The organism is Jannaschia helgolandensis (genome assembly GCF_900109285.1).
GTDB lineage: Bacteria > Pseudomonadota > Alphaproteobacteria > Rhodobacterales > Rhodobacteraceae > Jannaschia > Jannaschia helgolandensis.
Window position 1 is genome coordinate 63,933 of sequence record NZ_FNZQ01000006.1, and the last position, 23,877, is coordinate 87,809.

The 23,877-nt window shown below is 62.1% G+C and carries 28 protein-coding genes; 13 read left to right on the forward strand and 15 right to left on the reverse strand.

Going from position 1 to position 23,877, the window contains the following annotated elements; translation table 11 throughout:
* The first annotated feature begins 46 nt into the window (after nucleotides 1-46).
* Nucleotides 47-316 carry an accessory factor UbiK family protein gene (locus BMY38_RS14355; RefSeq protein ID WP_092763990.1) on the forward strand — a complete coding sequence of 90 codons (270 nt, stop codon included), beginning with the start codon at nucleotides 47-49 and terminating at the stop codon, nucleotides 314-316.
* A gap of 60 nt (nucleotides 317-376) precedes the next feature.
* On the opposite strand, the gene BMY38_RS14360 is transcribed toward BMY38_RS14355, so the two are convergent.
* From BMY38_RS14360 to BMY38_RS14385, 6 genes are all read right to left on the reverse strand, one after another.
* Nucleotides 377-1,408 (reverse strand): threonine aldolase family protein, encoded by a 1,032-nt coding sequence (locus tag BMY38_RS14360; protein WP_342707778.1) that lies wholly within the window; start codon nucleotides 1,406-1,408, stop codon nucleotides 377-379.
* On the reverse strand, nucleotides 1,408-1,902 hold the full coding sequence (locus tag BMY38_RS14365) for a YcgN family cysteine cluster protein (protein WP_092763992.1): 495 nt from the start codon (nucleotides 1,900-1,902) through the stop codon (nucleotides 1,408-1,410). The genes BMY38_RS14360 and BMY38_RS14365 overlap by 1 nt, the downstream gene beginning before the upstream one ends.
* Nucleotides 1,892-2,809: a bifunctional riboflavin kinase/FAD synthetase gene (locus BMY38_RS14370; RefSeq protein ID WP_092763994.1), complete on the reverse strand. Its 918-nt coding sequence runs from the start codon at nucleotides 2,807-2,809 to the stop codon at nucleotides 1,892-1,894. Before BMY38_RS14370 ends, BMY38_RS14365 begins: the two co-directional genes overlap by 11 nt.
* Nucleotides 2,810-2,895: 86 nt before the next feature.
* The gene (locus tag BMY38_RS14375; protein ID WP_092763996.1) at nucleotides 2,896-3,339 is read right to left on the reverse strand and encodes a MaoC family dehydratase; all 444 of its coding nucleotides are present in this window, start codon (nucleotides 3,337-3,339) and stop codon (nucleotides 2,896-2,898) included.
* Between the two features lie 106 nt (nucleotides 3,340-3,445).
* Nucleotides 3,446-4,318 carry a TIGR01459 family HAD-type hydrolase gene (locus BMY38_RS14380; protein ID WP_092763998.1) on the reverse strand — a complete coding sequence of 291 codons (873 nt, stop codon included), beginning with the start codon at nucleotides 4,316-4,318 and terminating at the stop codon, nucleotides 3,446-3,448.
* Between the two features lie 86 nt (nucleotides 4,319-4,404).
* Nucleotides 4,405-5,166, reverse strand: a complete 762-nt coding sequence (locus BMY38_RS14385) for a Hint domain-containing protein (protein WP_092764000.1) — start codon at nucleotides 5,164-5,166, stop codon at nucleotides 4,405-4,407.
* Nucleotides 5,167-5,306: 140 nt separating this feature from the next.
* On the opposite strand from BMY38_RS14385, the gene BMY38_RS14390 reads away from it, so the two are divergent.
* Nucleotides 5,307-7,448: a tetratricopeptide repeat-containing sulfotransferase family protein gene (locus BMY38_RS14390; protein ID WP_175495903.1), complete on the forward strand. Its 2,142-nt coding sequence runs from the start codon at nucleotides 5,307-5,309 to the stop codon at nucleotides 7,446-7,448.
* Nucleotides 7,449-7,469: 21 nt separating this feature from the next.
* Here BMY38_RS14390 and BMY38_RS14395 read toward each other — a convergent pair whose 3' ends face one another.
* Entirely contained in the window at nucleotides 7,470-8,222 is a 753-nt protein-coding gene (locus BMY38_RS14395; RefSeq protein WP_245737631.1) for an esterase/lipase family protein, read from the reverse strand.
* A gap of 218 nt (nucleotides 8,223-8,440) precedes the next feature.
* On the opposite strand from BMY38_RS14395, the gene BMY38_RS18585 reads away from it, so the two are divergent.
* Nucleotides 8,441-8,572, forward strand: coding sequence for a hypothetical protein (locus BMY38_RS18585; protein ID WP_281243235.1), 132 nt, complete (start codon nucleotides 8,441-8,443; stop codon nucleotides 8,570-8,572).
* On the opposite strand, the gene BMY38_RS14405 is transcribed toward BMY38_RS18585, so the two are convergent.
* The 3 genes from BMY38_RS14405 to BMY38_RS14415 form a co-directional block, all read right to left on the reverse strand.
* The gene (locus BMY38_RS14405) at nucleotides 8,542-9,414 is read right to left on the reverse strand and encodes a DMT family transporter (RefSeq protein WP_092764008.1); all 873 of its coding nucleotides are present in this window, start codon (nucleotides 9,412-9,414) and stop codon (nucleotides 8,542-8,544) included. The genes BMY38_RS18585 and BMY38_RS14405 overlap by 31 nt on opposite strands.
* Before the next feature lie 67 nt (nucleotides 9,415-9,481).
* The gene (locus BMY38_RS14410; protein WP_092764010.1) at nucleotides 9,482-10,174 is read right to left on the reverse strand and encodes a DUF2161 domain-containing phosphodiesterase; all 693 of its coding nucleotides are present in this window, start codon (nucleotides 10,172-10,174) and stop codon (nucleotides 9,482-9,484) included.
* 17 nt (nucleotides 10,175-10,191) lie between these two features.
* Nucleotides 10,192-10,809: a hypothetical protein gene (locus BMY38_RS14415; RefSeq protein ID WP_092764012.1), complete on the reverse strand. Its 618-nt coding sequence runs from the start codon at nucleotides 10,807-10,809 to the stop codon at nucleotides 10,192-10,194.
* 205 nt (nucleotides 10,810-11,014) lie between these two features.
* On the opposite strand from BMY38_RS14415, the gene BMY38_RS14420 reads away from it, so the two are divergent.
* Nucleotides 11,015-11,935, forward strand: coding sequence for a manganese-dependent inorganic pyrophosphatase (locus BMY38_RS14420; RefSeq protein ID WP_092764047.1), 921 nt, complete (start codon nucleotides 11,015-11,017; stop codon nucleotides 11,933-11,935).
* A gap of 73 nt (nucleotides 11,936-12,008) precedes the next feature.
* Here BMY38_RS14420 and BMY38_RS14425 read toward each other — a convergent pair whose 3' ends face one another.
* From BMY38_RS14425 to BMY38_RS14435, 3 genes are all read right to left on the reverse strand, one after another.
* Nucleotides 12,009-12,914: a formate/nitrite transporter family protein gene (locus tag BMY38_RS14425; RefSeq protein WP_092764049.1), complete on the reverse strand. Its 906-nt coding sequence runs from the start codon at nucleotides 12,912-12,914 to the stop codon at nucleotides 12,009-12,011.
* Between the two features lie 64 nt (nucleotides 12,915-12,978).
* Nucleotides 12,979-13,374 (reverse strand): RidA family protein, encoded by a 396-nt coding sequence (locus tag BMY38_RS14430; protein ID WP_217638822.1) that lies wholly within the window; start codon nucleotides 13,372-13,374, stop codon nucleotides 12,979-12,981.
* Nucleotides 13,375-13,468: 94 nt separating this feature from the next.
* Complete coding sequence (locus tag BMY38_RS14435) at nucleotides 13,469-13,969, reverse strand: Lrp/AsnC family transcriptional regulator (RefSeq protein WP_092764055.1); 501 nt, start codon at nucleotides 13,967-13,969, stop codon at nucleotides 13,469-13,471.
* A 162-nt stretch (nucleotides 13,970-14,131) separates the two neighbouring features.
* Between BMY38_RS14435 and BMY38_RS14440 the strand changes: the two genes are divergently transcribed.
* The 4 genes from BMY38_RS14440 to BMY38_RS14455 all read left to right on the forward strand — a co-directional run bounded on the left by BMY38_RS14440 (nucleotide 14,132) and on the right by BMY38_RS14455 (nucleotide 18,591).
* The gene (locus tag BMY38_RS14440) at nucleotides 14,132-14,785 is read left to right on the forward strand and encodes a 5-formyltetrahydrofolate cyclo-ligase (RefSeq protein WP_092764057.1); all 654 of its coding nucleotides are present in this window, start codon (nucleotides 14,132-14,134) and stop codon (nucleotides 14,783-14,785) included.
* Nucleotides 14,786-14,890: 105 nt separating this feature from the next.
* Complete coding sequence (gene trxB / locus BMY38_RS14445; RefSeq protein ID WP_092764059.1) at nucleotides 14,891-15,904, forward strand: thioredoxin-disulfide reductase; 1,014 nt, start codon at nucleotides 14,891-14,893, stop codon at nucleotides 15,902-15,904.
* 209 nt (nucleotides 15,905-16,113) lie between these two features.
* Nucleotides 16,114-17,829: a bifunctional sulfate adenylyltransferase/adenylylsulfate kinase gene (locus BMY38_RS14450; protein WP_092764061.1), complete on the forward strand. Its 1,716-nt coding sequence runs from the start codon at nucleotides 16,114-16,116 to the stop codon at nucleotides 17,827-17,829.
* Nucleotides 17,830-18,234: 405 nt separating this feature from the next.
* Nucleotides 18,235-18,591: a response regulator gene (locus BMY38_RS14455; RefSeq protein WP_092764063.1), complete on the forward strand. Its 357-nt coding sequence runs from the start codon at nucleotides 18,235-18,237 to the stop codon at nucleotides 18,589-18,591.
* Between the two features lie 84 nt (nucleotides 18,592-18,675).
* Here the strand turns inward: BMY38_RS14455 and BMY38_RS14460 are convergent, their stop codons facing one another.
* Together BMY38_RS14460 and BMY38_RS14465 are read right to left on the reverse strand one after the other, a co-directional pair.
* Nucleotides 18,676-18,906 carry a DUF1150 family protein gene (locus BMY38_RS14460; RefSeq protein WP_092764065.1) on the reverse strand — a complete coding sequence of 77 codons (231 nt, stop codon included), beginning with the start codon at nucleotides 18,904-18,906 and terminating at the stop codon, nucleotides 18,676-18,678.
* Nucleotides 18,903-19,400, reverse strand: a complete 498-nt coding sequence (locus BMY38_RS14465; RefSeq protein WP_092764068.1) for an Hsp20 family protein — start codon at nucleotides 19,398-19,400, stop codon at nucleotides 18,903-18,905. Before BMY38_RS14465 ends, BMY38_RS14460 begins: the two co-directional genes overlap by 4 nt.
* A gap of 269 nt (nucleotides 19,401-19,669) precedes the next feature.
* On the opposite strand from BMY38_RS14465, the gene BMY38_RS14470 reads away from it, so the two are divergent.
* From BMY38_RS14470 to aroA, 5 genes are all read left to right on the forward strand, one after another.
* Nucleotides 19,670-19,846, forward strand: a complete 177-nt coding sequence (locus BMY38_RS14470) for a YdcH family protein (protein WP_092764311.1) — start codon at nucleotides 19,670-19,672, stop codon at nucleotides 19,844-19,846.
* A 6-nt stretch (nucleotides 19,847-19,852) separates the two neighbouring features.
* The gene (gene purE, locus BMY38_RS14475; protein WP_092764070.1) at nucleotides 19,853-20,356 is read left to right on the forward strand and encodes a 5-(carboxyamino)imidazole ribonucleotide mutase; all 504 of its coding nucleotides are present in this window, start codon (nucleotides 19,853-19,855) and stop codon (nucleotides 20,354-20,356) included.
* Complete coding sequence (locus BMY38_RS14480) at nucleotides 20,353-21,414, forward strand: 5-(carboxyamino)imidazole ribonucleotide synthase (RefSeq protein WP_092764072.1); 1,062 nt, start codon at nucleotides 20,353-20,355, stop codon at nucleotides 21,412-21,414. The genes purE and BMY38_RS14480 overlap by 4 nt, the downstream gene beginning before the upstream one ends.
* 59 nt (nucleotides 21,415-21,473) lie before the next feature.
* Nucleotides 21,474-22,169, forward strand: a complete 696-nt coding sequence (gene trmB, locus BMY38_RS14485; RefSeq protein ID WP_092764073.1) for a tRNA (guanine(46)-N(7))-methyltransferase TrmB — start codon at nucleotides 21,474-21,476, stop codon at nucleotides 22,167-22,169.
* Between the two features lie 286 nt (nucleotides 22,170-22,455).
* On the forward strand, nucleotides 22,456-23,793 hold the full coding sequence (gene aroA / locus BMY38_RS14490; protein ID WP_092764075.1) for a 3-phosphoshikimate 1-carboxyvinyltransferase: 1,338 nt from the start codon (nucleotides 22,456-22,458) through the stop codon (nucleotides 23,791-23,793).
* Nucleotides 23,794-23,877 lie beyond the last annotated feature (84 nt).

Here is a 23,877-nt window from a genome sequence, read left to right on the forward strand (position 1 = left end):
ACGCGATGACCCCATATGAAGCGCAGCAAACCCGGAGACCCAGATTATGCAGACCCGCAACCGTTTTATGGATGACATCGGTCAGTTGATGACCAACGCGATGGGCGTGGCGCAGGGCGCGAAGTCTGAAGCCGAGACAGCGATGAAATCATTGCTGGACCGCTGGATGGCAGACCGCGATTTCGTCACGCGCGAGGAATTCGACGCCGTACGTGCCATGGCCCAGAAAGCCCGCGAAGAAAATGACGCGTTGAAGGCTCGTCTGGACGCGATGGAAGGAACCGGGGCGAAAAAGACCACAGCCAAAAAAAGCTGAGCTTCGTACCGGGTCAGACGCGGAGCCTTCGGCGGAGATGTTCCTGCCAGGAGGTAAAGTTCAGCCTGCGAACAGGGTCAGCAGGGCGTCGACCTCGGCGTTCGTCTTGGTAAAGTCGCAGACCAGACGGCACAGCGGCCCGCCCGCAGCATCATCGGCTTCGTCCATCAGATAATAATCTGCCTTGTTCAACGCCCGGTCGTGGGTCGCGCGGGGCAGACGGGCGAAGATCATGTTCGCCTGCGGCTCCCACTCCATCATCGCGCCAAGATCGCGCAGGCCGGTGGCCAGTCGCGCGGATGCGGCGTTGGATGCGCGGGCGTTCTTCAGCCACAGGTCATCGGCCAGATAGGCCATCATCTGCACCGACAGATAACGATGCTTTGACCATAGTTGCGCGCCGCGCTTGCGCCGCAGTTCCATTTCGCGGTGCCGGGCCGGATCGCGTATTACAATGGCCTCAACTGCCATACAGCCGTTCTTGGTGCCGCCGAAACTAACCATATCGAAGCCGCGCACCATATCCGCCGCGGAACATGCCAGCGCAGCACATGCGTTGGCAAAGCGCGCCCCGTCCAGATGAGTGGCGAAGCCGCCGTTGCGGGCCATCGTGGTCAGGTCGCGCAATTGGTCCAACGTATAGAGCGTTCCGGCCTCGGTCACGTTGGTCAGGCTGAGCGCGCCTTTCTGGACGTTGTGCAAGGATACACCTGTGCGCCCGATCTGTGCGGCCAGCGCGTCTGCGTCGATGCGACCGTCGGCCCCATCGACCAGCACCAGCTTCGCGCCGCCGGTGAAGAACTCGGGCGCACCGCATTCGTCTTCTTCGATATGCGCGATCCGGTGGCACAGCACCGCGTCCCAGGGGTTCACCAGACCGGCCAGCGCCAGCGCGTTGGCCCCGGTGCCGGTCGCGACGAGCAGGACCTCGGCTTCTGGCCAGTCGAACAGGGTGCGGAGTGCATCGCGCACGCCGGGCATCCAGGGGTCGTTGCCATAGGGCATCGCCGCACCGGTGTTGGCGGCAAGGATGGCATCCATGATCGCGGGGGCCACCGGGCCGGTGTTGTCGGAAGCAAAGTTCAGGTTCATCACGCGCCTCCCAACGGTTCCTCGATCACAAAATCCTCCCAATCGTCATCGTCGGGGACCAGCGTTTCGTTCACTGTCTCGTCTATCAAGGACGCGCCCGCTTTGTGTGGTGACATCGGGTCGCCGGTCAGAAGTGGATGCCAGGCGGGCAATTCACGACCTTCATGCAGGCGGCGATAGGCGCAGGTCTCGGGCATGAAATAGGCCGCCTTCGGCAGCGTCGCAGGGGTCAGCACGACGCATTCAGGGACATGCAGAAGCCGCAGGTCGTAGTTGGAGCATCTGCAGGTGCGGTCGTCGAACAGGCGGCAGGCGATGCGGGTCAGGGCGACTTCGCCCGTTTCTTCGTCTTCCAGTTTGTTAAGACAGCACTTGCCGCAGCCATCGCAAAGCGCTTCCCATTCCTTTTGGGTCAGGTCGGTCAGCGCGCGCCTCCAGAAGGCGGGCCGCAGTCCGTCGCGATCGATAGGGTCGGAACGAGGGTCAGAGGGCATTCAGCATCGCTTTCGCACGATCGGCGTCGGCCTTCATCTGGGCGATCAGCGCGGGCAGTCCGTCGAAATTCAATTCCGGGCGCAGATAGTCGACCAGCCCGACCGAGATGTGGCGGTCGTAAAGATCACCGTCGAAATCGAACAGGAATGTTTCGATATTCGGGGTATTTTCGCCGAACATCGGTCGCACACCAAGCGAAGAGACGCCGTGATATGCTCCCGCCTTCGGTCCTTCCAGCACGTCGACCAGCACGGCATAGACACCCAGTTTCGGCAGGTGCAGCCCGTCGACCGACAGGTTGGCGGTCGGATAGCCAAGATCGCGCCCGCGTTTTGCGCCGTGCAGGACGGGGCCTTCGATCCGGTGCCAGTGGCCCAGCAACTCGGCGGCGTCACGCGGACGACCCTCGGTCAGGGCGCTGCGGATGGCAGTGGACGACACCGGTGCATCACCGCCCAACAGATCGGCAATGGTCACATCGAAGCCAAGCCGTTCGCCGCCGTCGCGCAGGGCCACAACATCGCCCGCACGGCCCTTTCCGAACCGGAAATCCGCCCCGGTGACGACATGCGACAGACCCAAACCATTCGCCAGCACATCGGCCATGAAAACCTCGGCGGTGAGCTGGGCGATGGCGGGAAACGGCAGTTCGAACAGCAGATCAACGCCCAGTTTCGCCAACCGGTTGGAACGCGCTTCGGACGACATCAGACGGAAGGGCGCGCCGCCGGGGGCGAAGACCTGCCGGGGATGCGGCTCGAACGTGACGACGCCCAGCGGTGCGTCGCGTCGGGCAAGGTCAAGCACGTGCTGATGCCCGCGGTGCACGCCATCGAAATTACCCACCGCAGCCGATGCACCGCGCGCGTCGGCGGGAATGTCGTGATGGGTCCGGAAAATCCGCATGACCGCCGGGCTAGCCCGCCCGTTCAGGCGGTGCAAGCGGGCGGCCCGCTCGCGATGTTATTTCGACACGTTGACGGGTATCGTAATCAGTCGAACTTGCGCGACGGGGCCAGCACGACGGCCTCTCCCTTCAGGACTTTCCTGCCGTCGATGGCGCAGTGCGTTTCCATCGTAACGCGGCGTTTGCCAAGGTCCATGTCCACGACCGTCACCACTGCTTCGACCATGTCGCCGGGACGGACCGGAGCCAGAAACTTGAGCGTCTGTCCCAGATAGACAGTGCCGTGGCCGGGCAGTTGTTCCCCGATGACCGCTGAAATCAGCCCGGCAGTCAGCATGCCATGGGCAATGCGACCTTCGAATATCGTGTCTCGGGCGTAATCGTCGTCCAGATGCACCGGGTTATGATCGGTTGAAACTTCAGCGAACAATTCGATATCGCGGTCGGTGATGACCTTCCGCAGGCTGCGGGACATGCCGATTTCGATATCCTCGATGCAGATCGAGCCGCGCGGGGCGTTGTCGAGCATGGGGCGTCCTCCGAAATTCGTCATACGCAACATATACGGCAATGCCGCATCGCGGCAACATCATAAGTAATAATGCTTCACAAAAGTTGCATAAATAGGACTTATATTACCGCAACGTTCCGATCACATAGGTCGGAACGATACCTGTTTCGGCCAGATATACCTCCAATTTCGCAGGATCGGGACTTCCGCCTGGGGCCGTTCCCGTTTCTGCGGCACCCAGTCCCCCCGAGATGAACAAAAGGTCCAGGTCTTCGCCCATTGCGCCCGCCGCATCAGTCAACGGTCCGTCACCGATGGCCAGGATCGCGCTGTCTGGCACATCGGCGACTGCCGCCAGCCGTCGTCGCGCCAAATCGTAGATCGGCGGATGCGGTTTGCCGAAATACAGACTCTCACCCCCCATTTCGGAATAAAGTTCTGCCAGTGCGCCGGCACACCACTCCCGAACCTCGCCCCGGTCAACGACGATATCCGGGTTCGCGCAGAGCAGCTTCAGGCCGCGTGTCTTCGCTGCCAGAAACTCGGGTCGCATGACCGACGGGTCGGCCTGCGGGTCGAAGGGGCCGGTGCAGACAACGCCCTCGGCCTGATCCAGCGGAACGCGGGTGATAGTCATCGGGTCGGAGAGAATCGCCGGCGGCTCAAAGAACCCGAGGTCGTGATCGGGGCCCAGATGCCAGACCCTGGACCCCACAGCGCCCCGAAACAGCGCCAGCCGGGCTGAATCGCCGGAGGTCGCAATGGCGTCATAGGCATCTTCCGGCACACCGAAGCCCGCGATCTGTTTGGCCACACCTTCGCGGGGCCGGGGTGAATTGGTGACCAGAACGACCCTGCCTCCGGCGCGACGATAGGCCGTCAGCGCCTCGACCGCGCCGGGAATCGCGCGCACGCCATCGTGGACGCAACCCCAGAGATCGACAAACAATGCCTGATACTGGCCGGAGACCTGTGAAAGGGACTGAATGATCTGCATGTCGCGGCCTCGGCAGTGGGGGTCAATCGACCCCTACCTACAGGACGCGGGGGCAGGGTCCAGCAGTCGCGATTGACGGTGCGCACTCAGACCCCTGTCATCGCCAGGCCCTGTGCTTCGGAGACGGTCAGATACGGGATGCGCGGTGCATCAAACCCTGCACCGGACGCGGTCTGCGGGAACAGTTTCCCCATGTCGGATAACATCGTGCGCGTCAGATTGCGCCCGGTGGCGCGGGCGGGGTGATAACTTTCGACCGGCAGGTTCCCGACCAAGATGGCTTCCTGACCTGAACAGGCGATGCCGTATACCGTCACCTCGCCCTGTGGCACGATGGCGGTGATGGAGTGGCCATCCTCGAAGGCACGGATCGGGGCGAAAGCCTGCAATCCGCCGACCAGTTTGTGGCAGCGCGGACTGTCGATCAGGATATTTGCATGTGCCCCCAGCAGGACATCGTGATCCGGGCCGGACGCGCCGAAGGCATGGGCCGCAACACGAAAGAACATCGGTCGCTCTGCCCCTGCGTCATAGCTGCGCGATCCGATCCAGTCGATCTGTGCCGTGCCGCCGCCGCGCACGGCAACGCGGTCACCGGGAATCAGATCCTCGATCGGGACAGGACCGCGAATGCCGCGCAAAAGGGCACCGCGCGCGAAACTTGAGACGGAGGCCTCGATTTCGGGAGTATCGGGAAGTGCGCGACGGTCCCACGTGGCAAGGCCGCGAGTATCGACCCAAGACAGGTCATAGCTTGCCAATGTCCGGTGATCGGGCCCGTCAATGGTGTCGTGGGTCCCCGGAACAGGGCTGAACGAGGTTGAAGGAAGCCGTTGATAGGCAGACATGACGGGGCCGTCCTGGCGTTAGCAGTCCCCACCGCTGGCATCGGTTCTAATCGGTTTTGATCGGTATATCTACGGTGCAGCCTGAAACAATCGGTTTCCCAATGTCTTTTGGAGCGGGAATCTCCATGGTAGGCGGGGCCATGACCAATCAGACAGCGCCCCTCGCACAGCAGCTCGCCGCCGTCCGCAAAGCAATCGAAGCCGAGCGTCCGACAAGCGCGCGCGCGCTTTTGCGGACCTTGACCAAATCCTCGCCCAATTCCGCCGAGGCATGGCTGCAACTGGCCCGATCCGAATCCATGCTCGAAAATGCGGGGGCAGCACGGCTGGCGTTCGAGCGATGTCTGACGCTGGCTCCGAAAGAACCAATCCTGTGGATGGAACTCGCGATCTCGGAATCGCGCCACGGTCAGGGAAATCAGATCTTGAAACGGGCCCGGAAGGCCGGGCTGCCGCAGGCTTTGCTGAAAATGTTGCAGACGGCGGCGAAGGGGCAGGGGGCCAAGGCGCAGGGCACCGGAGGTGCGACCAGGGCCGACCTTGCGGCATTGGGCAAGGCTGCGGCCGGGGGCAACCTGCGCGCGGTCGAAACCAGGGCCGCACCTATCCTGAAAGCGCGGGCGGGGGCGGTGATCTGGGGAATCGTCGCGCAGGCCCGGGCCGATGCGGGCAAGTTCGCGTCCGCGGCCGAGGCGTTTCGGCAAGGTATCGTGCTGGAACCCTATGCCGTCGACCTGCGTCTGGGTCTCGTCCATTCGCTTGCCATGGAAACCGAAGTCGTGAAGGCCCTGGTCGAGGCGCGGCGGGCCGCACAGATCGCACCGCGTCTGACGTCTGCGCAACTGGTCTACGGACGGATCGTGCTTCAGGCCGGGTTGGCCGACAGGGCGATGGCCATCGCCGAGCAGACCCTGCGTGTCGATCCGAACAACGATGCCGTATTGGCGCTTGCCGCTGAAACGGCGATGCAGGTCGGGCGTCATCGCGATGCAATCGACTACGCGCGAAGGCATAGCAAAGCGTCGACCGAATACGATATTCTGCTGGCCCGTACGCTCAGCACCGATGGGCAGCTGGACGAATCGCTGGCGGTTTATGATGCCCTGATCGCCAGGCACCCGACCGATGCTGCGGCTTTGGCAGGGCGCGGACAATTACGCCAGACACTGGGCGACATGACCGCGGCGGAAGCGGACCTTCGCGCGGCAATGGCTGCCGACCCGACCGAGGGTTCCGCCGCGCGGGCCCTGGCCTATGGCACGAAACTTTCGGAGGACGATCCGGCGGTCATTGTAATGAAAGATGTGCTTGCGCGCAAAGAGATCGGACCTCAGCTCCGCCGTCAGCTGGATTACGCGCTGGCCCGCGTATTGCAATCGTCGGACCCCGCTGCCGCCGCCGCGCATCTTGCATCCGCCAACGCCTCGATGTTGCGGACCTTTCCATACGACGTGCGGCAGTTGCGCGAGCGGCAGGAAACCAGCACCGACCGCGAATGGCCGATCCTGCGCGCGGCGCTGGCGTCCGGTGTCCGCAGCACCTCCGAGGCCGCGCCGATCTTCGTCACCGGCCTGCCCCGGTCGGGCACTACGCTGGTCGAGGCGATTATCTCGGCCCACCCCATGGTAGCCGCCGGGGGTGAACTGGGCGTGGTCCGACGCAGTATCATGCCATTGGCCAGGCTTCTGGCGGAAGGCGGGACCCCGACCGAGGCCGATCTTACGGCAGCAGGTGACGCTTATGCCGACGCGGCCTGTCACGCCGCCGGTCAGACGCCGGACGGTCACCACCTGACCGACAAGTCGATCTTCACCTTCATGGATATCGGCCTGATTCAGGCGATCCTGCCGCGTGCGAAGGTCGTCGTGGTAACGCGCGATCCGCGTGACATGGGGCTGTCGATCTGGCGCAACCATTTCCGCGAAGGCACGCATCGCTACGCCGCAAGTCAGCCCGCAATCGCCGATCAGGTCGAGATGTTTCGCGATGCCATGAACATCTGGCAGAGAGACCTGCCGGACGCATATCATCGCATCGACTACGACGCCCTTCTGCAAAACCCTGAGGAGCAGGTGCGCGCGCTGCTGGAGTATCTCGACCTGGAGTGGAATGAGCGGGTGATGTCGTTCAACGAACATGCGGGCCGGGTCCAGACCCTCAGCTTCGCGCAGGTCCGACAGCCGCTCTACAAATCGTCCAGCGGCGGATGGAAGCGCAGCGCGGAGGAAATCGCCGAACTGATCGCTGCACTGGATGCAAAAGGGCTGCTGCCGCCTGACTGACCTGCGGGCCCCAGGTGCGGGTCAGTCGACGGTGGCGATATCTTCGATGGCATCGGTCAGCGTCAGGTCCGGGTTGAATTTCCCATTGCGGAGAAACGTCAGGATCTGCCCGATTACAATTGGCTGATTCATCATGAAGGTATGCGTCACCGACATTTCGATGTGATCGTCCATTCCGGCCACACGGGTGGAGGCGACGGAGACCTTGCCATCGTCCGGGCCGGGCAGGAGCGATGACCACAGCGGGTTCAGGCTGCGCGTGCCCGCGATCACCCCGACACCGGGCCAGACCGGACCCAACCGCGTCGGCAGACCATCTGTGCCCAGTTGCATCCCCGAAGGGCCGTTGATCCATTCGAAGGCGGCGACCTTGCCCATGCGGTCCACGATTTCGGAGCCCTGGTTCGGCGGTGCCAGCATCACGGTGCGTCCCATTCGCGGCAAATCGTTTTCGGCCATCCATGCCCGGAGCAGAATGCCGCCCATTGAATGGGTAACGAAGTTTATAAGCGGACTTGTTCCACAGCTTCGTATGGCGGAGGGCAGGGTCTCAGCGGCCAGCGTCTCGACCGTGCCCGACGTGCTGTCATAGTCGCTGTTCACCACGCGGTATCCCTGCGCAAGCAGCGTCTCCTCCAGCACCAAAAGGGAGGCATCGGTGCGCGCAAGCCCATGCAGCAGAACGACACAATCCGGCACCCGTCCGGAGATGCTGTCCGATTGGGCCAGCACGGGCGCCGCAAGGGCGACCAGGAGGAGGGCGAGCCGTATCACTCCCGTTATCTAGTATCGAGCTGAACCGCACACCAGTCTGCCCGTCAACCTGCGCCGCGAGGTTCAGGAGGAGGCGGGTCTGAAGATCCATGTCGACGCGCCCTGCCTGATCAACGAATATCACTCGCGCGCGCGATTTTCATCAGGTCGAAGTATTTTTCCGCTGTCATCTTGCCAGCGGGGAACTCCGCGACGACTGTCACGACCCCGAAGGTGTGGTGACGCGCCGCCGCTGGGTCAGCCGCGATCAGATGACGGGGTTGTCCTTCCGGCCCGCCGCGCTGCCCAGTGTGGCATGGGCCGACCCCGATGCGCCCGCCTATGACCCTCTGGAGCCTTTGCATGAATAGCGCGAGCCCGTGGATTTCGCCCCGGTCCGGATTGTCGCCAATCCGATCCCCGCCAGCACCAGTCCGCCTGCCGCCAATGCCCGCGCGCCCGGCACCTCGCCCAGCAGGATCGCGCCAGCCAACGTGGCGATGACCGGCACGATCAACTGTGCCACGCCCGCCGTCGCCACGCCCATCTGCGGCAGCACCCGAAACAACATGGCGTAGCCGATGCCCGACGCGATGCCGCCCGACAGCGCCGCCATCGCCGCCCCGAACGGTGTCACCGCCGCGCCCCACCACATCGGGGCGGCAAGGGCGAACAAGGCCGTGGCGATCAGGAAATTCCCTGCGCTGCCGGCCAGCGGTCGCGGCTCGAACTTTCCGGCGAAGGAATAGGCAGCCCAGGCAAGTCCGGCGACGATCATTAGGCCTGCGTCCATTGGGTCAGTCCGCACCGTGCCGCCCGGCAGAAGCAGCCAGACCAGCCCGGCCAGCGCCAGCCCCATACCGGCCAGTCTGACCGGGCCGCTGCGTTCGCCCCGCGCCAGAGACAGAGCGAAGAGACCGATTTGCACGGTGGCGAACAGGATCAGTGCACCAATTCCTGCATCCAGCGTGCGATAGGCCAGCGAAAACCCCAGCAGATAGACTACCAGTGCGATCGCCGCGCCCCACCGCCGCACGCCGGTCACGGTTATCCCGCGCCGTGCGGCCAGGGCCGCCAGCACGACAGCACCCGCCGCGACCCGGATCGCGGCAAAGGCCAGCGGATCGGTCCCGTCGACTACGCCCGCACGGGTCAGTAGCGAGTTGGCAGCCAGAAAACACAGGGCAAGCGCGGTGAGGAGGACGAGGGGCATGGGGCCTTGGTGCGGCGCGGCGGGGCGAAAGTCGAGGGTCCGCTGTGCCCGCTCCCCGCACGGCCGGTTATTGATTGTCCGCGGCAATTCCGTCGCCTTCGCTGGCCGTGACGGACGGGTGGGCGGTGCGACGTCCCGCATCGCTCAGACTGTAAACCCCGACCGATATCTTCATGAACCATCCGTAGTGGTCATCGCGCATGATCGCCGTCGCCCGCCCCACGCCGGTGGCGTCCTTTACGTCCCGTCCCCGACACGCCCCGTGCGCAGCCAAATATGCTGCCACCAACATCGCATCCTGCCGATAGGCCGTCACCAGCCCCACCCGCGTTGCGCCGCCATCGTTCGGGTCGCCGCGCCGTGTTGCGAATTCGCGCAGCAGGCGTTCCTTGGGCTTTTTCGACAGGCGCGGCCGGAACGGCCCAGGATCGCAATGCACCGTCACCAGCCCGTCACGCAGCCGCACCGTCAGAACGCCCAGACCCAGCCGCCGGGCCAGCTTGAGATTGGCTTTCAACGCCGTCCAACCCCGTCGTCCTGCCACATCGGGAACGGCCAGATAGACATGCGGTGTGACGGCCTGCCGGTCGATCCCCTGATGGATCAGGGCAAGGCTGAAAGCGGTCTTCAGCTCCACGATCACGGGTGGCTCGTCTTCGCGCAGCGCCATGACGTCTGCGGGCCCGATCTCGGCCTTTACGGTATAGCCCTGATCTTCCAGAAACACCTTTACGGGGGCGTAGAGATCGGTTTCGCGCATGGGGTCTCTGGCGGGCATTACGATGGCAGAGCCATCTTGCCGCCTGCCAGGGTTGGATGTGCTGCGAGGCGGGCGACCGTGGCCGACAGAAGCGTGCCGAAAGTTGCGGGAGCGGTGGGTCGGTAGATGCGGGCTTCGAGAGTGATCTCGCGTGCGGGGGGATAGGTCGCATTCAGTCCGCAGAAAACCCAATCCTTACCGCGCCGGTTCCAGGTCGCAAAACAGACGGTCAGGAATGCCGGAGCCACACCCTCCGGCATATAAAGGTATTGAACGATGGGTCGGGTGTCCCCCGGGCTCACTTCTGCACGCAAGGCCGGTTGCCGAAAGTATTCCGGCACGAGATTCCGGCTGCCCAAACGTTTCGGAGTTTCTTCTGGTCCAAACGGATATGCCGGATTGCTCGGGCGCTGGCTGATGGAGAGTACACTGCCCTGAGCTCCGGGCAACAGGTCTGACAGGACGATGTTCTGAATCGACCTGATCGAACTCAGCGGCAGGAAGCCGTTTATTCGCCCGGCGTTGCGGGGCGGCTCGCCCAGAAGGAACGTCCGCGACCCGATCGCGACCGTGAAATCTTCGCTGTCGGCTGCTTCCTGCGCGGCAGCAGGGGAAACCAAGGCGAGAACGTTCATGACTATCGCAAGCGGTAGCGTCGCACAGTGACGGAAAAGCATGAATGACCTCGAACAGGGGAAGGGCGTACGTGCCGGACCGCTATAGCACCCGAACGCGCTTTCGCCACTCCCGGCGGTCGGCCCCCCGTGACAATCGGAGCGGCGCAGGTTATGGCCCCGCCCGACCCTGATCGTACACCGATTTTCAGCACGGACCCCCGCAATGACCACCCTTGTCTTCGGCCACAAATCCCCCGACACCGATTCCACCGGCAGCCCGATCGCATGGGCATGGTACCTTTCGGAGTTCATCGGCATCGAGGCGACGCCCGTCCTGCTGGGCGAGCCGAACACCGAAGCCCTGTGGATGCTGAAGAAATGGGATCTGCCCAAACCGCGCATCATCATGGATGTCGAGGCCGGCCAACCTGTGGTCATCGTCGACACCAATAATCCGGCGGAATTACCTGCGGGCATCAATGCCGCCGATATCCGCGCCATCATCGACCATCACAAGCTGGTCGGCGGTCTGGAAACAGTGGGCCCAATCGACATCACCATCCGTCCGTTGGCCTGCACGGCGACAATCATGGCGGATCTTATGGGCAGCGCGCTGTCAACGGCGCCCGACGGAATCAAGGGTGCGATGCTGACCTGTATCCTGTCGGATACACTGGCCTTCCGCTCGCCCACCACAACTGACCATGACCGGGTCTTGGCCGAGCGTCTGGCGGCTGACCTGTCGGTCGATATCCCGGCTTATGCGTCCGAAATGTTCGCCGCGAAATCCGACGTGTCAGCGTTCTCTGAAGCCGAGCTTCTGCGCATGGACAGCAAGGAATATGAAGTCGAGGGCACCAAATTCCGCGTCTCCGTCCTGGAAACCACTTCGCCCGAGGCGATCTTGTCGCGCAAGGACGCGCTGATGGCGGCGATGCCACAGGTGGCCAGGGAGGATGACGTGACGCAGGTTTTGCTGTTCGTGGTCGATATCCTGGCCGAACAGGCGACGCTACTTGTGCCCGATACCCTGACCAAAGCAGTGGCCGAAGCCAGCTTCGGAGTGTCTGTCAACGGCGACAGCGTGGTTCTGCCTGGCGTGATGAGCCGTAAGAAACAGATTATTCCGGCGCTCAAGCTCTGACGGTTCAAGCTCTTTCATGATGACAGGAACGAGAAATGACCCGTTTTCTTGTTCTTTTTGAACGGTTCGCTTCTCAGATTTCGTTCTGAATCTGTCCATAAGCCAGCATGGCAAACAGACCCGTGCCGCCTAGAATATTGCCGATCAACATCGGCAGGATATGCTTGCTGAAAGCCGTGAGAATTCCCAGTTCTCCGCTGACCACCAGCGTGAAAATTTCGTTCGATCCAGCGACGACATGGGTGAAATCTCCGGCCGCGATCAGCCAGGTGAACATGATGATCAAGAACAGCTCCGTCCTTTTGGCCGAAGGCAGCATCCAGACCAACGCAGCAATGAAGAACCCTGACGGAATGCCACGAAGCAAAGTTTCCGATGGCGACATCGATGCAAGGTGACGCGAAATCTCGAGTATTGCGTTCAGGGTTTCTGGCGTCAGGATGCCACCATGCACCGCAAGACCCGCCGTTATGAATGTGCCAAGCATGTTGGCGACGAAAACGATGCTCCATAGCCGGGCGACGTTGTAGAAACCGTCACGCGACGGCTTCGCCAAAATCGGCAGGACGACCGTGATCGTGTTTTCCGTAAACAATTGCAGACGGGACAGGATGACCACGACGAAACCGAACGTATAGCCGAAACTCTGGACCAGTGTCAGATACGGATAGTCAGGTCCAAGGCCGGCCCGGATGACGCCTACCATCAGAACCGATGTGCTGATACCCAGACCGGCAGCCAGGCCCGACCACCAGAGCGATGTCTTGGAGCGATGGAGTTCTTCCTCACCTTCGCGCAGAATGATCGAATAGACCGACAGTGCCGACAGCCTGGCATGATTTCCGACGATCTGTCGTTCTTCCCGGGTCAAGGCCTTTTCGGTGGCGGTCGGCGTCTTTTCCCGCACTTCGCGTTCGCGAACCCTGGCTTCGGTTTCGGCCTCAGCCTCAGCCTGTATTTCTTCCGCCCGGTCCTGCATGTTCGTCCCCTGTTTTCCTAGGTCCGAGATGGGGCAACCGGATACGAAGTCCAGCCAGCCTAAATCAGGGCCGTCGCGCCACCATGTCGATTTCTACCAGCGCCCCGACGGCAAGTCCGGTTACACCGATGCAGGTCCGAGCAGGCAGTTTTCCTTCGGAGAAATAGGACTGATACATCTGGTTCATGGCGGCGTAGTCCCGCTTGAACTCGGTCAGATAGATCCGCGCCTGCGCGACATTCTCCAACCCCAGGCCCATCCCCGACAACACGATCTTCAGATTATCCATCACCCGCGCCGTTTGCGCCGTTACACCGTCGGGCAAGGCGCGTTCCGGCTCGCTTGGCCAGGTCGGCATCTGGCCGGTCAGAAATACCCAGCCGTCGATTTCCGAGCAGTGCGAAAAGGTTGCAACCGGCTGAGGCGCGCCGTCGATCATGTGGAAAGTTGGAAGGGGCATAGAAACTCAGTTCAGTTTTGACGGGATTGAGAAAGGATGCACCATAAGGGCCGCACCCAATGGGACATATCCTCTGATTTGCGAACCACCCTTCTCAAGCCTCCCGGCCCAGTCGCTCCTCGAGGACCTCGAACGGCACACCCGGCAGATCCTTGGCGCCCCGGATCACCAGCGATGTCTTCACCGACGCCACGTTTTCCGCCGCCGTCAGCGATCCGGTCAGGAACGACTGGAATGTCGACAGGTCGGGGGCCACGCATTTCAGAATGAAGTCGGTCTCGCCGTTCAGCATGTGGCACTCCCGGACCAGCGGCCAGTCGCGACACAGCGCCTCGAACGCAGACAAGTCGACTTCGGCCTGACGGACCAGCGACACCATCGCGAAGACCTGGACCTCGAACCCCAACTGTCGGGCATCGACGTCGGCATGATAGCCCTTGATCAACCCGGCTTCCTCCAGCGCGCGGACACGGCGCAGGCAAGGTGGGGCACTGATGCCGACGCGGCGCGCCAGTTCGACATTGGTCATGCGACCGTCAGCCTGCAATTCCGATAGAATCTGGCGGTCGATGGGGTCGAGTTTGGCGGGGGGCATATTGATCCTGTCTCTGAGTTGGCGGATGTGTCTCACAGCAAAGGGCTCTGCGCAACAATATTTCAATGTTGCGCAAGATTGCGTCGCGGAAGATGGAGTGAAGGAGGGACATCTTGACCCCTTCGGCCGATGCACAGAACCAGATATACCGGGAGGTCCGAGATGGATCAGGACGAAGACGACGATTCCGCACCTTGCTTCGCCCATCTGCTGGTGGACGGCCATGTTGTCGACCCACGGACAAGGCGCGACGTTGCAGCCTTCCGCAAGGCGGAGCGGCAGCGGCTCTACGGTTTGCGAAAAACACTGTCCGTATCCGATCGCGCTGCGGCCGAAACGTCGATAGCGCAGGGTATCGACGACGTGCTGGACGACCCGACAGGGCAAACGATCGCAGCCTACTGGCCGATCCGGGGCGAGCCTGATCTTCGCCGCTGGATGGCACAAGCGCATGAGCACGGCGCCAGGATCGCCTTGCCCGTCGTCGTGGGGCGGGATGCACCGGTCGGCTTCCACCTGTGGTCGCCCGGATGCGCGATGGAGCGTGGCATCTGGAACATTCCCGTTCCCCGCAACGTCATGCCTGTCGTCCCCGACGTCGTGATCGTCCCGTTGCTGGGTGTGGACGATGCGTTGTTTCGGCTGGGAAATGGAGGCGGCTATTATGACCGTACACTTGTTCGGCTGCCGGGACCGCGTCGTGTGATCGGGGTCGGTTACGGGTTTTCGCGTATGACCACGATCTATCCGATGCCATGGGATGTGCCGATGGATGTCATCGTGCTGGACGACGGCACCATCCAGCATAGGCAGTAGCCGTGCGCACCCCGCAGGGAAACATGCGCAGGGCAGGCTGACAACGGGGGTTCCTCCACCGCGCATCCCTCCCTATATCGACACCCCAGACGAAAGGATTTCCATATGTCCGATACGCGCCATTCCAAGGTTCTCATCATCGGCTCAGGTCCAGCGGGCTATACTGCTGGCATCTATGCCAGCCGTGCCATGCTGCACCCGCTGCTGGTGCAGGGTATACAGCCCGGCGGCCAGCTGACGATAACGACCGAGGTCGAGAACTGGCCCGGCGATACCGAAGTTCAGGGCCCTGACCTGATGGCTCGGATGGAGACACATGCCCGCGCTCTGGGCACCGAAATCGTCAGCGACCATATCGCATCGCTGGATCTGTCCAAACGCCCGTTCACCGCCGTCAGCGACAGCGGTGCGATCTACACCTGCGACGCACTGATCCTGGCGACAGGGGCGCAGGCTAAATGGCTGGGACTGCCATCCGAGGAGCATTTCAAGGGTTTCGGCGTCAGCGCCTGCGCGACCTGTGATGGCTTCTTTTATCGCGGCAAGGTGGTCGCGGTCATTGGCGGCGGCAATACAGCCGTCGAGGAAGCGCTGTTTCTGACGAAATTCGCCGATAAGGTCATTCTGGTCCACCGTCGCGACAGCCTGCGGGCCGAGAAGATCCTGCAGAACCGACTGTTCAAGCATCCCAAGATTGAGATCATCTGGGATCACGGTGTGGACGAAGTTCTGGGTGCCGAGACCCCACGCGGTGTAGAAGCAGTTCGCCTGAAGCACACCACCACTGGCGCAATGCAGGAGATCGCTGTCGATGGCGTCTTCGTTGCGATCGGACATGCGCCCGCCTCGGAGCTGGTGAAAGACAAGCTGGATCTGCACAACGGCGGCTATGTGATCACTGCGCCCGACAGCACCGCGACCTCGATCCCGGGTGTGTTTGCCGCGGGCGACCTGACCGATCATATCTATCGTCAGGCCGTCACTTCTGCGGGCATGGGTTGCATGGCAGCGCTGGAGGCCGAGAAGTTCCTGGCCGAACACGGGCAGGATAGCGAAATTACCCAGGATCATACCGAGCCTCTGGGGTACGGCGCGCCCGTGGACGAACCGGCACAGTGAATCCACGCTGCGGCGTCCACTGTCGGTGAAATGCGCATGTGTCTTTGCGTCGACCGGCGGGAATGAAGGAACGATCCGCACCTGATCCAGTCATTGTCTCACGGGGCGCTGCCGTTTTCGGTGCGGGCGTCTTGATATTGACGAATTAGAAAGCCTAGACGCGCCACAAACGTTCAGCGGCCTGCCCGGCCGATAAGGAGTCATGCCCCGTGTCTTTTGCCGCCAACCTTGCCCCGGTCCCCGAACTCTATGTCAATTACGACAGTGCCCAGAAGCTGAAGGCCGAAGCTGCCGATCTGGTCAGCTGGGATATGACACCGCGCCAGATCTGCGATCTGGAACTGTTGATGAACGGTGGGTTCAACCCGCTCAAGGGCTTCCTGGGCAAGGATGACTACGAGGGTGTGGTCGAAAATATGCGTCTGGCCGACGGCTCCCTCTGGCCAATGCCGATCACGCTGGACGTGACCGAAAAGTTTGCCGAGACACTGGAGGAGGGCAAGGACATTGCCCTGCGCGATCAGGAAGGCGTAATTCTGGCCATCCTGTCGGTCAGCGACATCTATCGCCCGGACAAGGCGCGCGAGGCGGAAAAGGTATTCGGCGCCGACGATCTGGCGCATCCGGCGGTCAACTATCTGCACAACATCGCCGGGCCGATCTATGTCGGGGGTGCGATCACGGGAATTCAGGCCCCTGTCCATTATGATTTCCGCGCACGCCGCGACACGCCGAACGAACTTCGGGCCTATTTCCGCAAGCTGGGCTGGCGTCGTGTCGTCGCGTTTCAGACGCGCAACCCGTTGCACCGCGCGCACCAGGAACTGACCTTTCGCGCCGCCCGCGAAGCGCAGGCCAACCTGTTGATCCACCCGGTCGTCGGTCTGACCAAACCCGGCGACGTGGATCATTTCACGCGCGTCCGCTGCTACGAAGCGGTGCTGGACAAATATCAGCCTTCGACCACGACAATGTCGCTCCTGAACCTCGCGATGCGCATGGCTGGCCCGCGCGAGGCGGTCTGGCACGGGTTGATCCGCAAGAACCACGGATGCACGCATATGATCGTCGGGCGCGATCACGCCGGACCGGGCAAGAACTCTGCCGGAGAGGACTTCTACGGCCCCTATGATGCGCAGGACCTGTTCCGGGAACACCAGGATGAAATCGCCTGTGAAATGGTCGATTTCAAACATATGGTCTACGTCCAGGAACGCGCTCAGTACGAGCCGAATGACGAGATTGCCGATAAGAAGAATGTCACGATTCTGAATATTTCGGGCACCGAGTTGCGCCGCCGTTTGCGCGAAGGCCTCGACATCCCCGATTGGTTCTCCTTCCCCGAAGTCGTGACCGAACTGCGCCGCACCTCGCCGCCCCGTTCTCAGCAGGGTTTTACAGTGTTTTTTACCGGTCTATCGGGGTCCGGTAAGTCCACGATTGCCAACGCGATCATGGTCAAGCTGATGGAAATGGGGGGACGTCCCGTCACGCTTCTGGACGGCGACGTGGTGCGCAAACACCTGTCGTCGGAGCTGACATTTTCCAAGGAACATCGAGACATCAACATCAAGCGCATCGGCTATGTCGCGTCGGAAATCACCAAAAACGGCGGCATCGCGATCTGCGCGCCGATCGCGCCCTATACCGCCACCCGCCGCGCCGCCCGCGAGATGATCGAAACCTATGGCGCGTTCGTCGAGGTCCATGTCGCCACCTCTTTGGAAGAATGCGAACGCCGCGACCGGAAGGGCCTTTATGCTATGGCCCGTGCTGGCAAGATCCCCGAATTCACCGGGATCTCCGACCCCTACGAGGCGCCAACCACGGCCGAGCTGGTCGTCGATACAGAAGGCTTCGAGGTGGACAACTGTGCGCAGCAAGTCCTCCTGAAACTCGAAGCCATGGGATTGATCTCAGGGTGACGGGCAAAGCCCGTCGCCCGTAAGCCACTCAGGGTGACGGCAGCGCCCGTCGCCCGTAAGCCACTCAGGGTGACGGCAGCGCCCGTCGCCCGTAAGCCACTAGGGTGACGGCAGCGTCGGTATTTATGAAATGTTTCTACGCACCATTTCCCTCTGGATGCGGAGACGACATCGCCGCGTGGGAGATGGAACAGCAAGACCAGATTGTGTCAGGACCGTGGCCAAAGCACGATGGCCTGCGGCATCTTGTGATAATCACGCAACGGTGATGTAAGTCCTGTAAATATTTACGTATTGGTTATCCCCCATAGCGGAACATCTTTCGGCCCAGCCCTGTTGTGTCGGTGAACAAATTGGAAAGCCGGGCATCATGCCCACTGCGAACGTCCAGGTTGGAAACCGACAATGCTCGACGAACACAACATCATGCTGGTTGAGGACGAGGCTCTGCTGGCGCTCGATCTGTCCCTGACGCTGGAAGAGGAGGGCGCACAGGTCACAGGGCCTTTCGCGACCGTTCAGACCGCGTTGGAAGGATGTGGTCGCAAGCTTGATGCGGCTGTTCTGGACGTCGATCTCTGCGGGTCGAACGTGTTCCCGGTCGCTGATCGTCTGTTCGCCGACGGCGTTCCCTTTGTCTTCCACACCGGACGCTCCGATCTGGCCTGCCTGATCAGTCGGTATGGCAGGGACGTCCCGATTCTGGTCAAGCCAGCACGGGGCGAGGAAATCGTGAAAATCCTGCGCAGCTTACTACACTGACGGCTATCTCGATCGCGGAGCGCCATACCAAGATGGCAAAAGGCCGCCTATAAGGGCGGCCTTGATCGTGTTTAACGTGTTTAATCAGTGGACGCTGACAGGGGTCAGGTCATTCTGCCGTGCCAGATTGAAGGCCAGCGACCTATCCCCGACCAGAGCGACCTGTTCGCCGTCGGCGCGGTGCAGCGCATATAATTCATCCAGACCACCTTCGCGGGCCTCGTCCTGAACGTCGGACGGAAGATCGTCCAGTTGGACCCTGCGAACATAAACGAGCGACCCGCCCAAGGCTTCGATATCAGTCAATTGCGTCATGACGTTATCCTTTTCCCATGTTCATGTCGTGGCGAAGCCGATGGTCGGTTCTGTGACTGTTCAGTGACCTGACTGCGTCCGCTGTCGATCTGTATTGTCTTTACAACGTTCTCGGGCGCAGTTCGTTGCAGGGATACGTGTAAAAGTCCGTGTTCCAGATGCGCACCCGACACGTCGACCCCGTCAGCCAGCACGAAAGCCCGCTGAAATTGCCGTGCGGCGATGCCCCTGTGCAGATAAATCCGTTCATCGCCCTGAGAATCATCCCGCGATCGGCCTCGGATCACCAATTGGCGGTCTTCCAGCGTGATCGATAAGTCGTCTTCGGCAAAACCCGCTACGGCCAACGTGATACGGAACCCCGCCGCGCCGGTCTGTTCAATGTTATAGGGCGGATAGCCCTCGTTCCCCGTGCGAACGGTATGTTCGACAAGGCGTTCGAGTTCATCGAAGCCCAGCAGAAACGGATGTGTGCCAAATGTTGGCTTGGTCATGATCTCGGGTCCTTTGCGTCAAGCGATCCGAAAGGTTGATCCCGGCCCTAGGCAGCGGCACCGGGGATGATGGAAATGTGGGGATGAAGCGGCGTTATGACAAGATGTGCAATGCACGCCCATAGACTGGGCTGTTGGACGCTCGAACCCATTGGACCCGGAGGCTGTCGCAGTATAATAGGCCCAGATCCCCGCCCGCCCATGCCGCTTGCCGGAGCCCTCCAGTGTCCAACGCCCCCGAAGAATTGACCCATGAGGATGTGCTGCGGATGCGGCTGCACGTTCTGCGACAGGATCACCGCGATCTGGATACCGCGATCCGTGCAATCGAGGACAGCGTTGCCCCCGATCTGTTGGTGATCAAACGGCTCAAGAAACAGAAGCTGACCCTCAAGGACCGCATGGCCCGGATCGAGGATGAACTGACCCCCGATATCATCGCCTGAGGTTCCATGACCAACACCACATCCACGTCCGCCACACCGCTGGTCGGTATCATCATGGGCTCGACCTCCGACTGGCCGACGATGAAGGAAGCCGCCGACATTCTCAATGCGTTGGGTGTGCCCTACGAGACGCGCATCGTCTCGGCCCACCGTACGCCCGACCGGCTTTGGGACTATGGAAAGACGGCCGTCGACCGCGGCTTGCAGGTCATCATCGCCGGGGCCGGCGGCGCCGCGCATCTGCCCGGCATGATGGCCTCCAAAACCCGCGTGCCCGTCGTGGGAGTGCCGGTCCAGACCAAGGCGCTGGCGGGTGTCGATTCGCTGTATTCCATCGTGCAGATGCCGAAGGGGTTTCCCGTGGCGACGATGGCGATCGGATCTGCCGGGGCGGCGAATGCCGGTTTGATGGCAGCAGGCATCCTCGCGTTGTCTGATGCCGAGCTTGCTGAGCGGCTGGACAACTGGCGCGCCGATTTGTCCGCCGCGATACCGGATTGCCCGGAATGACCGCGCTCGCCCCCGGATCCACTATCGGCATTCTCGGCGGTGGCCAACTGGGCCGGATGCTTTCGGTCGCGGCCAGCCGTCTGGGCTATCTTACCCACATTTACGAACCGGGGACGGCCCCCGCCGGGCAGGTGTGCGCCGCGCTCACACAGGCCAGCTATGAGGATATGTCGGCCCTGCAAGACTTCGCGAACGCAGTCGACGTTATTACGTTCGAGTTTGAAAACGTGCCCGCCACAGCTCTCGATCTTCTGGCGGCACTCCGTCCGATCCGCCCTGGCACCACTGCGCTTGCGATCAGTCAGGATAGACTTACTGAAAAGACGTTTCTTGAAGGTCTCGGCCTGACCTGTGCACCGTTCCGCGACATCGGCAGCTTATCGGCGCTCGAAGCCGCACTGACTGATCTGGGCACACCCGCGATCCTGAAAACGCGTCGTATGGGATACGACGGCAAGGGCCAGGTCCACATCCGTACACCCGGTCAGGCGCAGACCGCCTATGCCGAAATGCAGGGGCAGGATGCGATCCTCGAAGGATACGTAGCGTTCGAACGGGAGGTCTCCGTCATCGCTGCGCGCGGCGTCACGGGTGAAGTCGTCTGTTTCGATCCAGGTGAAAATGTCCACGAATGCGGCATCCTGTACACGACCACCGTTCCCGCGACGCTGACGGGCGCGCAACGCACTGACGCCGCACTTCTGGCCGGACGCATCCTGAACGCGCTTGAGTATGTCGGCGTTCTGGGCGTCGAACTTTTCGTGACATCAAACGGTTTGATCGTAAACGAGATCGCTCCCCGGGTTCACAACTCAGGCCACTGGACCCAGGCCGGATGCGCCGTCGATCAGTTCGAACAACATATTCGTGCTGTCGCAGGTCTGCCGCTGGGCGACGGGCGACGGCACAGTGACGTGGTGATGGAGAACCTGATCGGCGACGACATGGACCGATTGCCGGACCTGTTGGCGACCCCGGACACGCAGATTCACCTGTATGGCAAATCCGAGGTTCGGCCGGGCCGCAAGATGGGACATGTGAATCGCATCGTGACGTAGTTTCCCACACCGATCCGACACTCTCCTTCTCAAATATCCAACTCCTGACGGCAGCCAAAATGACCGAACGCCCCCACCGAAACTTTTACGGTCGCCTGAAGGGCAAGCATCTGAAGGACAGCCAGAAAGGTTACCTCGATTCAGATCTGGATGCGCTGTCGCCCGGTGCCGTGGGCTGGGACGTGAATCCAGGCCGGACATTGCTGAATCTGGGTAATGTTTTCGAGAACAAAGAGATATGGCTCGAAATTGGCTTTGGCGGCGGCGAACATATGCTGCATCAGGCGGTGTTGAACCCGGGCGTCGGTATCATCGGGGCGGAACCTTATATCAACGGTGTCGCCATGCTTTTGGGTAAATTGCGCAAGGCAGATGTCGAAAATGTTCGCATCCACCCCGGCGACGCCCGCGATCTATTCGATGTTTTGCCAGAAGCATCTGTCTCGAAAGCGTTTCTTCTCTACCCGGACCCGTGGCCCAAAGCCCGTCATCATCGTCGTCGGTTTGTCACCGAAGAACATCTTGTCCCCCTGGCCAAGTCCCTGAAACCGGGGGCGGAGTTCCGTGTCGCAACAGATATTCCCGATTACGTGCGCCAGACCCTGGAGGAGGTGCCGAAATACGGTTTCACGTGGCTGGCTGAAGGCCCGGAAGATTGGCGAACCCCTTGGAAGGACTGGACAAGAACGCGCTACGAAGCAAAGGCCGTTCGCGAAGGCCGCACGCCGCATTACATGACGTTCCGGCGGGATTAGACCGGCACGTCCCAGACCGCGCCCGGCGGTAACGCGCGCGGGCAAGGCCTGAGAAGCATTCGCTTCTTCTGGTTTTGGTACTGATCCTTCGTGCACCAGTGGTAAGGCCCGAGTTGCAGATCACGAAAACAGCTAGGGTGCAGCGTTTCCATTGACCTGCAGACGGGGCAGGTCACGACGCGTTGACAGGGGCGGAGCCTCCGGCGGGACTATTTGCGGAGCCAAGACGGGGAATGGACGTGCCTCGCGTCGCGGTCTATCCCGGCCCCGACCTGAGGAGATCGACATGAGCCACGGCCCCGCCACCCCCCTGACCGCCACCGCATCGGGTCCGTTGACGGGCGAGGCGCATGTCCCGGGCGACAAGTCGATCAGCCACCGCAGCCTGATCCTTGGCGCGATGGCCGTGGGCGAGACGCGGGTGACCGGCCTTCTGGAAGGGCAGGACGTGCTGGACACGGGTCGCGCGATGCAGGCCTTCGGCGCGCGTGTGACCAAAGACGGCGATACATGGGTCGTGAACGGCGTCGGTGTCGGTGGGTTGATGGAGCCGGATGATGTGATCGACTGCGGCAACTCCGGCACAGGGGTCCGGTTGTTGATGGGTGCGGCGGCCACGCACGGATTTTCGGTGACCTATACGGGCGACGCATCCTTGCGGAAGCGACCGATGGCGCGGGTGACAGACCCGCTGGCGCTGTTCGGGGCGGTGGCACACGGGCGCAGCGGTGGGCGCTTGCCGATGACAGTCGTGGGCGCGCCGGAGCCGGTTCCGGTGCGTTATGCCACGCCGGTCGCCAGTGCTCAGGTCAAATCGGCGGTCCTTCTGGCCGGGCTGAACGCGCCGGGCGAAACGGTCGTGGTGGAACGCGAGGCGACTCGCGACCATTCCGAACGGATGCTGCGCGGCTTCGGCGCGCAGATCGAAACGCGGGAGACGCGCGAAGGCCGCGAAATCACGCTGGTCGGTCGCCCCGAACTGAGACCCCAGACCATCGTCGTGCCGCGCGATCCGTCGTCCGCCGCCTTTCCGGTTTGCGCCGCCCTGATCGTGCCCGGATCGGATGTGCTGGTGCCGAATATCGGACTGAACCCGACGCGTGCCGGACTGTTCGAGACGCTGCGCGACATGGGTGCCGACCTGACCTACGAGAACCCGCGCCAAGAGGGCGGCGAACCTGTCGCTGACCTGCGCGCAAGGTTTTCACCTGATATGAAAGGGATCGAGGTGCCGCCTGATCGCGCCGCCAGCATGATCGACGAATATCCCGTGCTATCCGTGGTCGCCGCCAACGCGGAGGGCACAACGGTAATGCGCGGCGTGGCTGAATTGCGGGTCAAGGAGTGTGACCGCATCGACGCCATGGCGACCGGCCTGCGGGCCTGCGGCGTGACCGTGCGCGACGGCGCGGACTGGTGGGAAGTGGACGGACGCGGCCCCGGCGGCGTCACAGGCGGGGCGACCGTCGCCGTCCATCTGGACCACCGGATCGCGATGTCCTTCCTGTGTGCCGGAATGGCCGCGCAGGTCGGGATCACCGTCGATGACGCCGGTCCGATCCTGACATCATTCCCGATTTTTCGGTCTCTGATGGAAGAGCTTGGCGCAGACTTCACATCCTGAGGCGTCCTCGCGGGTTCATCCCGGCGTGCAGGTCATGGCTGACTTTGAAGTGTCTGGACGCGCGCCTCGTGCCGTGGTCCGGCG

What these genes read in the sequence shown, in the direction of transcription:
- BMY38_RS14355 (WP_092763990.1), top strand. Translation starts at nt 47, where the DNA reads ATGCAGACCCGCAACCGTTTTATGGATGACATCGGTCAGTTGATGACC.
- BMY38_RS14360 (WP_342707778.1), bottom strand. Translation starts at nt 1,408, where the DNA reads ATGAACCTGAACTTTGCTTCCGACAACACCGGCCCGGTGGCCCCCGCG.
- BMY38_RS14365 (WP_092763992.1), bottom strand. Translation starts at nt 1,902, where the DNA reads ATGCCCTCTGACCCTCGTTCCGACCCTATCGATCGCGACGGACTGCGG.
- BMY38_RS14370 (WP_092763994.1), bottom strand. Translation starts at nt 2,809, where the DNA reads ATGCGGATTTTCCGGACCCATCACGACATTCCCGCCGACGCGCGCGGT.
- BMY38_RS14375 (WP_092763996.1), bottom strand. Translation starts at nt 3,339, where the DNA reads ATGCTCGACAACGCCCCGCGCGGCTCGATCTGCATCGAGGATATCGAA.
- BMY38_RS14380 (WP_092763998.1), bottom strand. Translation starts at nt 4,318, where the DNA reads ATGCAGATCATTCAGTCCCTTTCACAGGTCTCCGGCCAGTATCAGGCA.
- BMY38_RS14385 (WP_092764000.1), bottom strand. Translation starts at nt 5,166, where the DNA reads ATGTCTGCCTATCAACGGCTTCCTTCAACCTCGTTCAGCCCTGTTCCG.
- BMY38_RS14390 (WP_175495903.1), top strand. Translation starts at nt 5,307, where the DNA reads ATGACCAATCAGACAGCGCCCCTCGCACAGCAGCTCGCCGCCGTCCGC.
- BMY38_RS14405 (WP_092764008.1), bottom strand. Translation starts at nt 9,414, where the DNA reads ATGCCCCTCGTCCTCCTCACCGCGCTTGCCCTGTGTTTTCTGGCTGCC.
- BMY38_RS14410 (WP_092764010.1), bottom strand. Translation starts at nt 10,174, where the DNA reads ATGCGCGAAACCGATCTCTACGCCCCCGTAAAGGTGTTTCTGGAAGAT.
- BMY38_RS14415 (WP_092764012.1), bottom strand. Translation starts at nt 10,809, where the DNA reads ATGAACGTTCTCGCCTTGGTTTCCCCTGCTGCCGCGCAGGAAGCAGCC.
- BMY38_RS14420 (WP_092764047.1), top strand. Translation starts at nt 11,015, where the DNA reads ATGACCACCCTTGTCTTCGGCCACAAATCCCCCGACACCGATTCCACC.
- BMY38_RS14425 (WP_092764049.1), bottom strand. Translation starts at nt 12,914, where the DNA reads ATGCAGGACCGGGCGGAAGAAATACAGGCTGAGGCTGAGGCCGAAACC.
- BMY38_RS14430 (WP_217638822.1), bottom strand. Translation starts at nt 13,374, where the DNA reads ATGCCCCTTCCAACTTTCCACATGATCGACGGCGCGCCTCAGCCGGTT.
- BMY38_RS14435 (WP_092764055.1), bottom strand. Translation starts at nt 13,969, where the DNA reads ATGCCCCCCGCCAAACTCGACCCCATCGACCGCCAGATTCTATCGGAA.
- BMY38_RS14440 (WP_092764057.1), top strand. Translation starts at nt 14,132, where the DNA reads ATGGATCAGGACGAAGACGACGATTCCGCACCTTGCTTCGCCCATCTG.
- trxB (WP_092764059.1), top strand. Translation starts at nt 14,891, where the DNA reads ATGTCCGATACGCGCCATTCCAAGGTTCTCATCATCGGCTCAGGTCCA.
- BMY38_RS14455 (WP_092764063.1), top strand. Translation starts at nt 18,235, where the DNA reads ATGCTCGACGAACACAACATCATGCTGGTTGAGGACGAGGCTCTGCTG.
- BMY38_RS14460 (WP_092764065.1), bottom strand. Translation starts at nt 18,906, where the DNA reads ATGACGCAATTGACTGATATCGAAGCCTTGGGCGGGTCGCTCGTTTAT.
- BMY38_RS14465 (WP_092764068.1), bottom strand. Translation starts at nt 19,400, where the DNA reads ATGACCAAGCCAACATTTGGCACACATCCGTTTCTGCTGGGCTTCGAT.
- BMY38_RS14470 (WP_092764311.1), top strand. Translation starts at nt 19,670, where the DNA reads ATGCGGCTGCACGTTCTGCGACAGGATCACCGCGATCTGGATACCGCG.
- purE (WP_092764070.1), top strand. Translation starts at nt 19,853, where the DNA reads ATGACCAACACCACATCCACGTCCGCCACACCGCTGGTCGGTATCATC.
- BMY38_RS14480 (WP_092764072.1), top strand. Translation starts at nt 20,353, where the DNA reads ATGACCGCGCTCGCCCCCGGATCCACTATCGGCATTCTCGGCGGTGGC.
- trmB (WP_092764073.1), top strand. Translation starts at nt 21,474, where the DNA reads ATGACCGAACGCCCCCACCGAAACTTTTACGGTCGCCTGAAGGGCAAG.
- aroA (WP_092764075.1), top strand. Translation starts at nt 22,456, where the DNA reads ATGAGCCACGGCCCCGCCACCCCCCTGACCGCCACCGCATCGGGTCCG.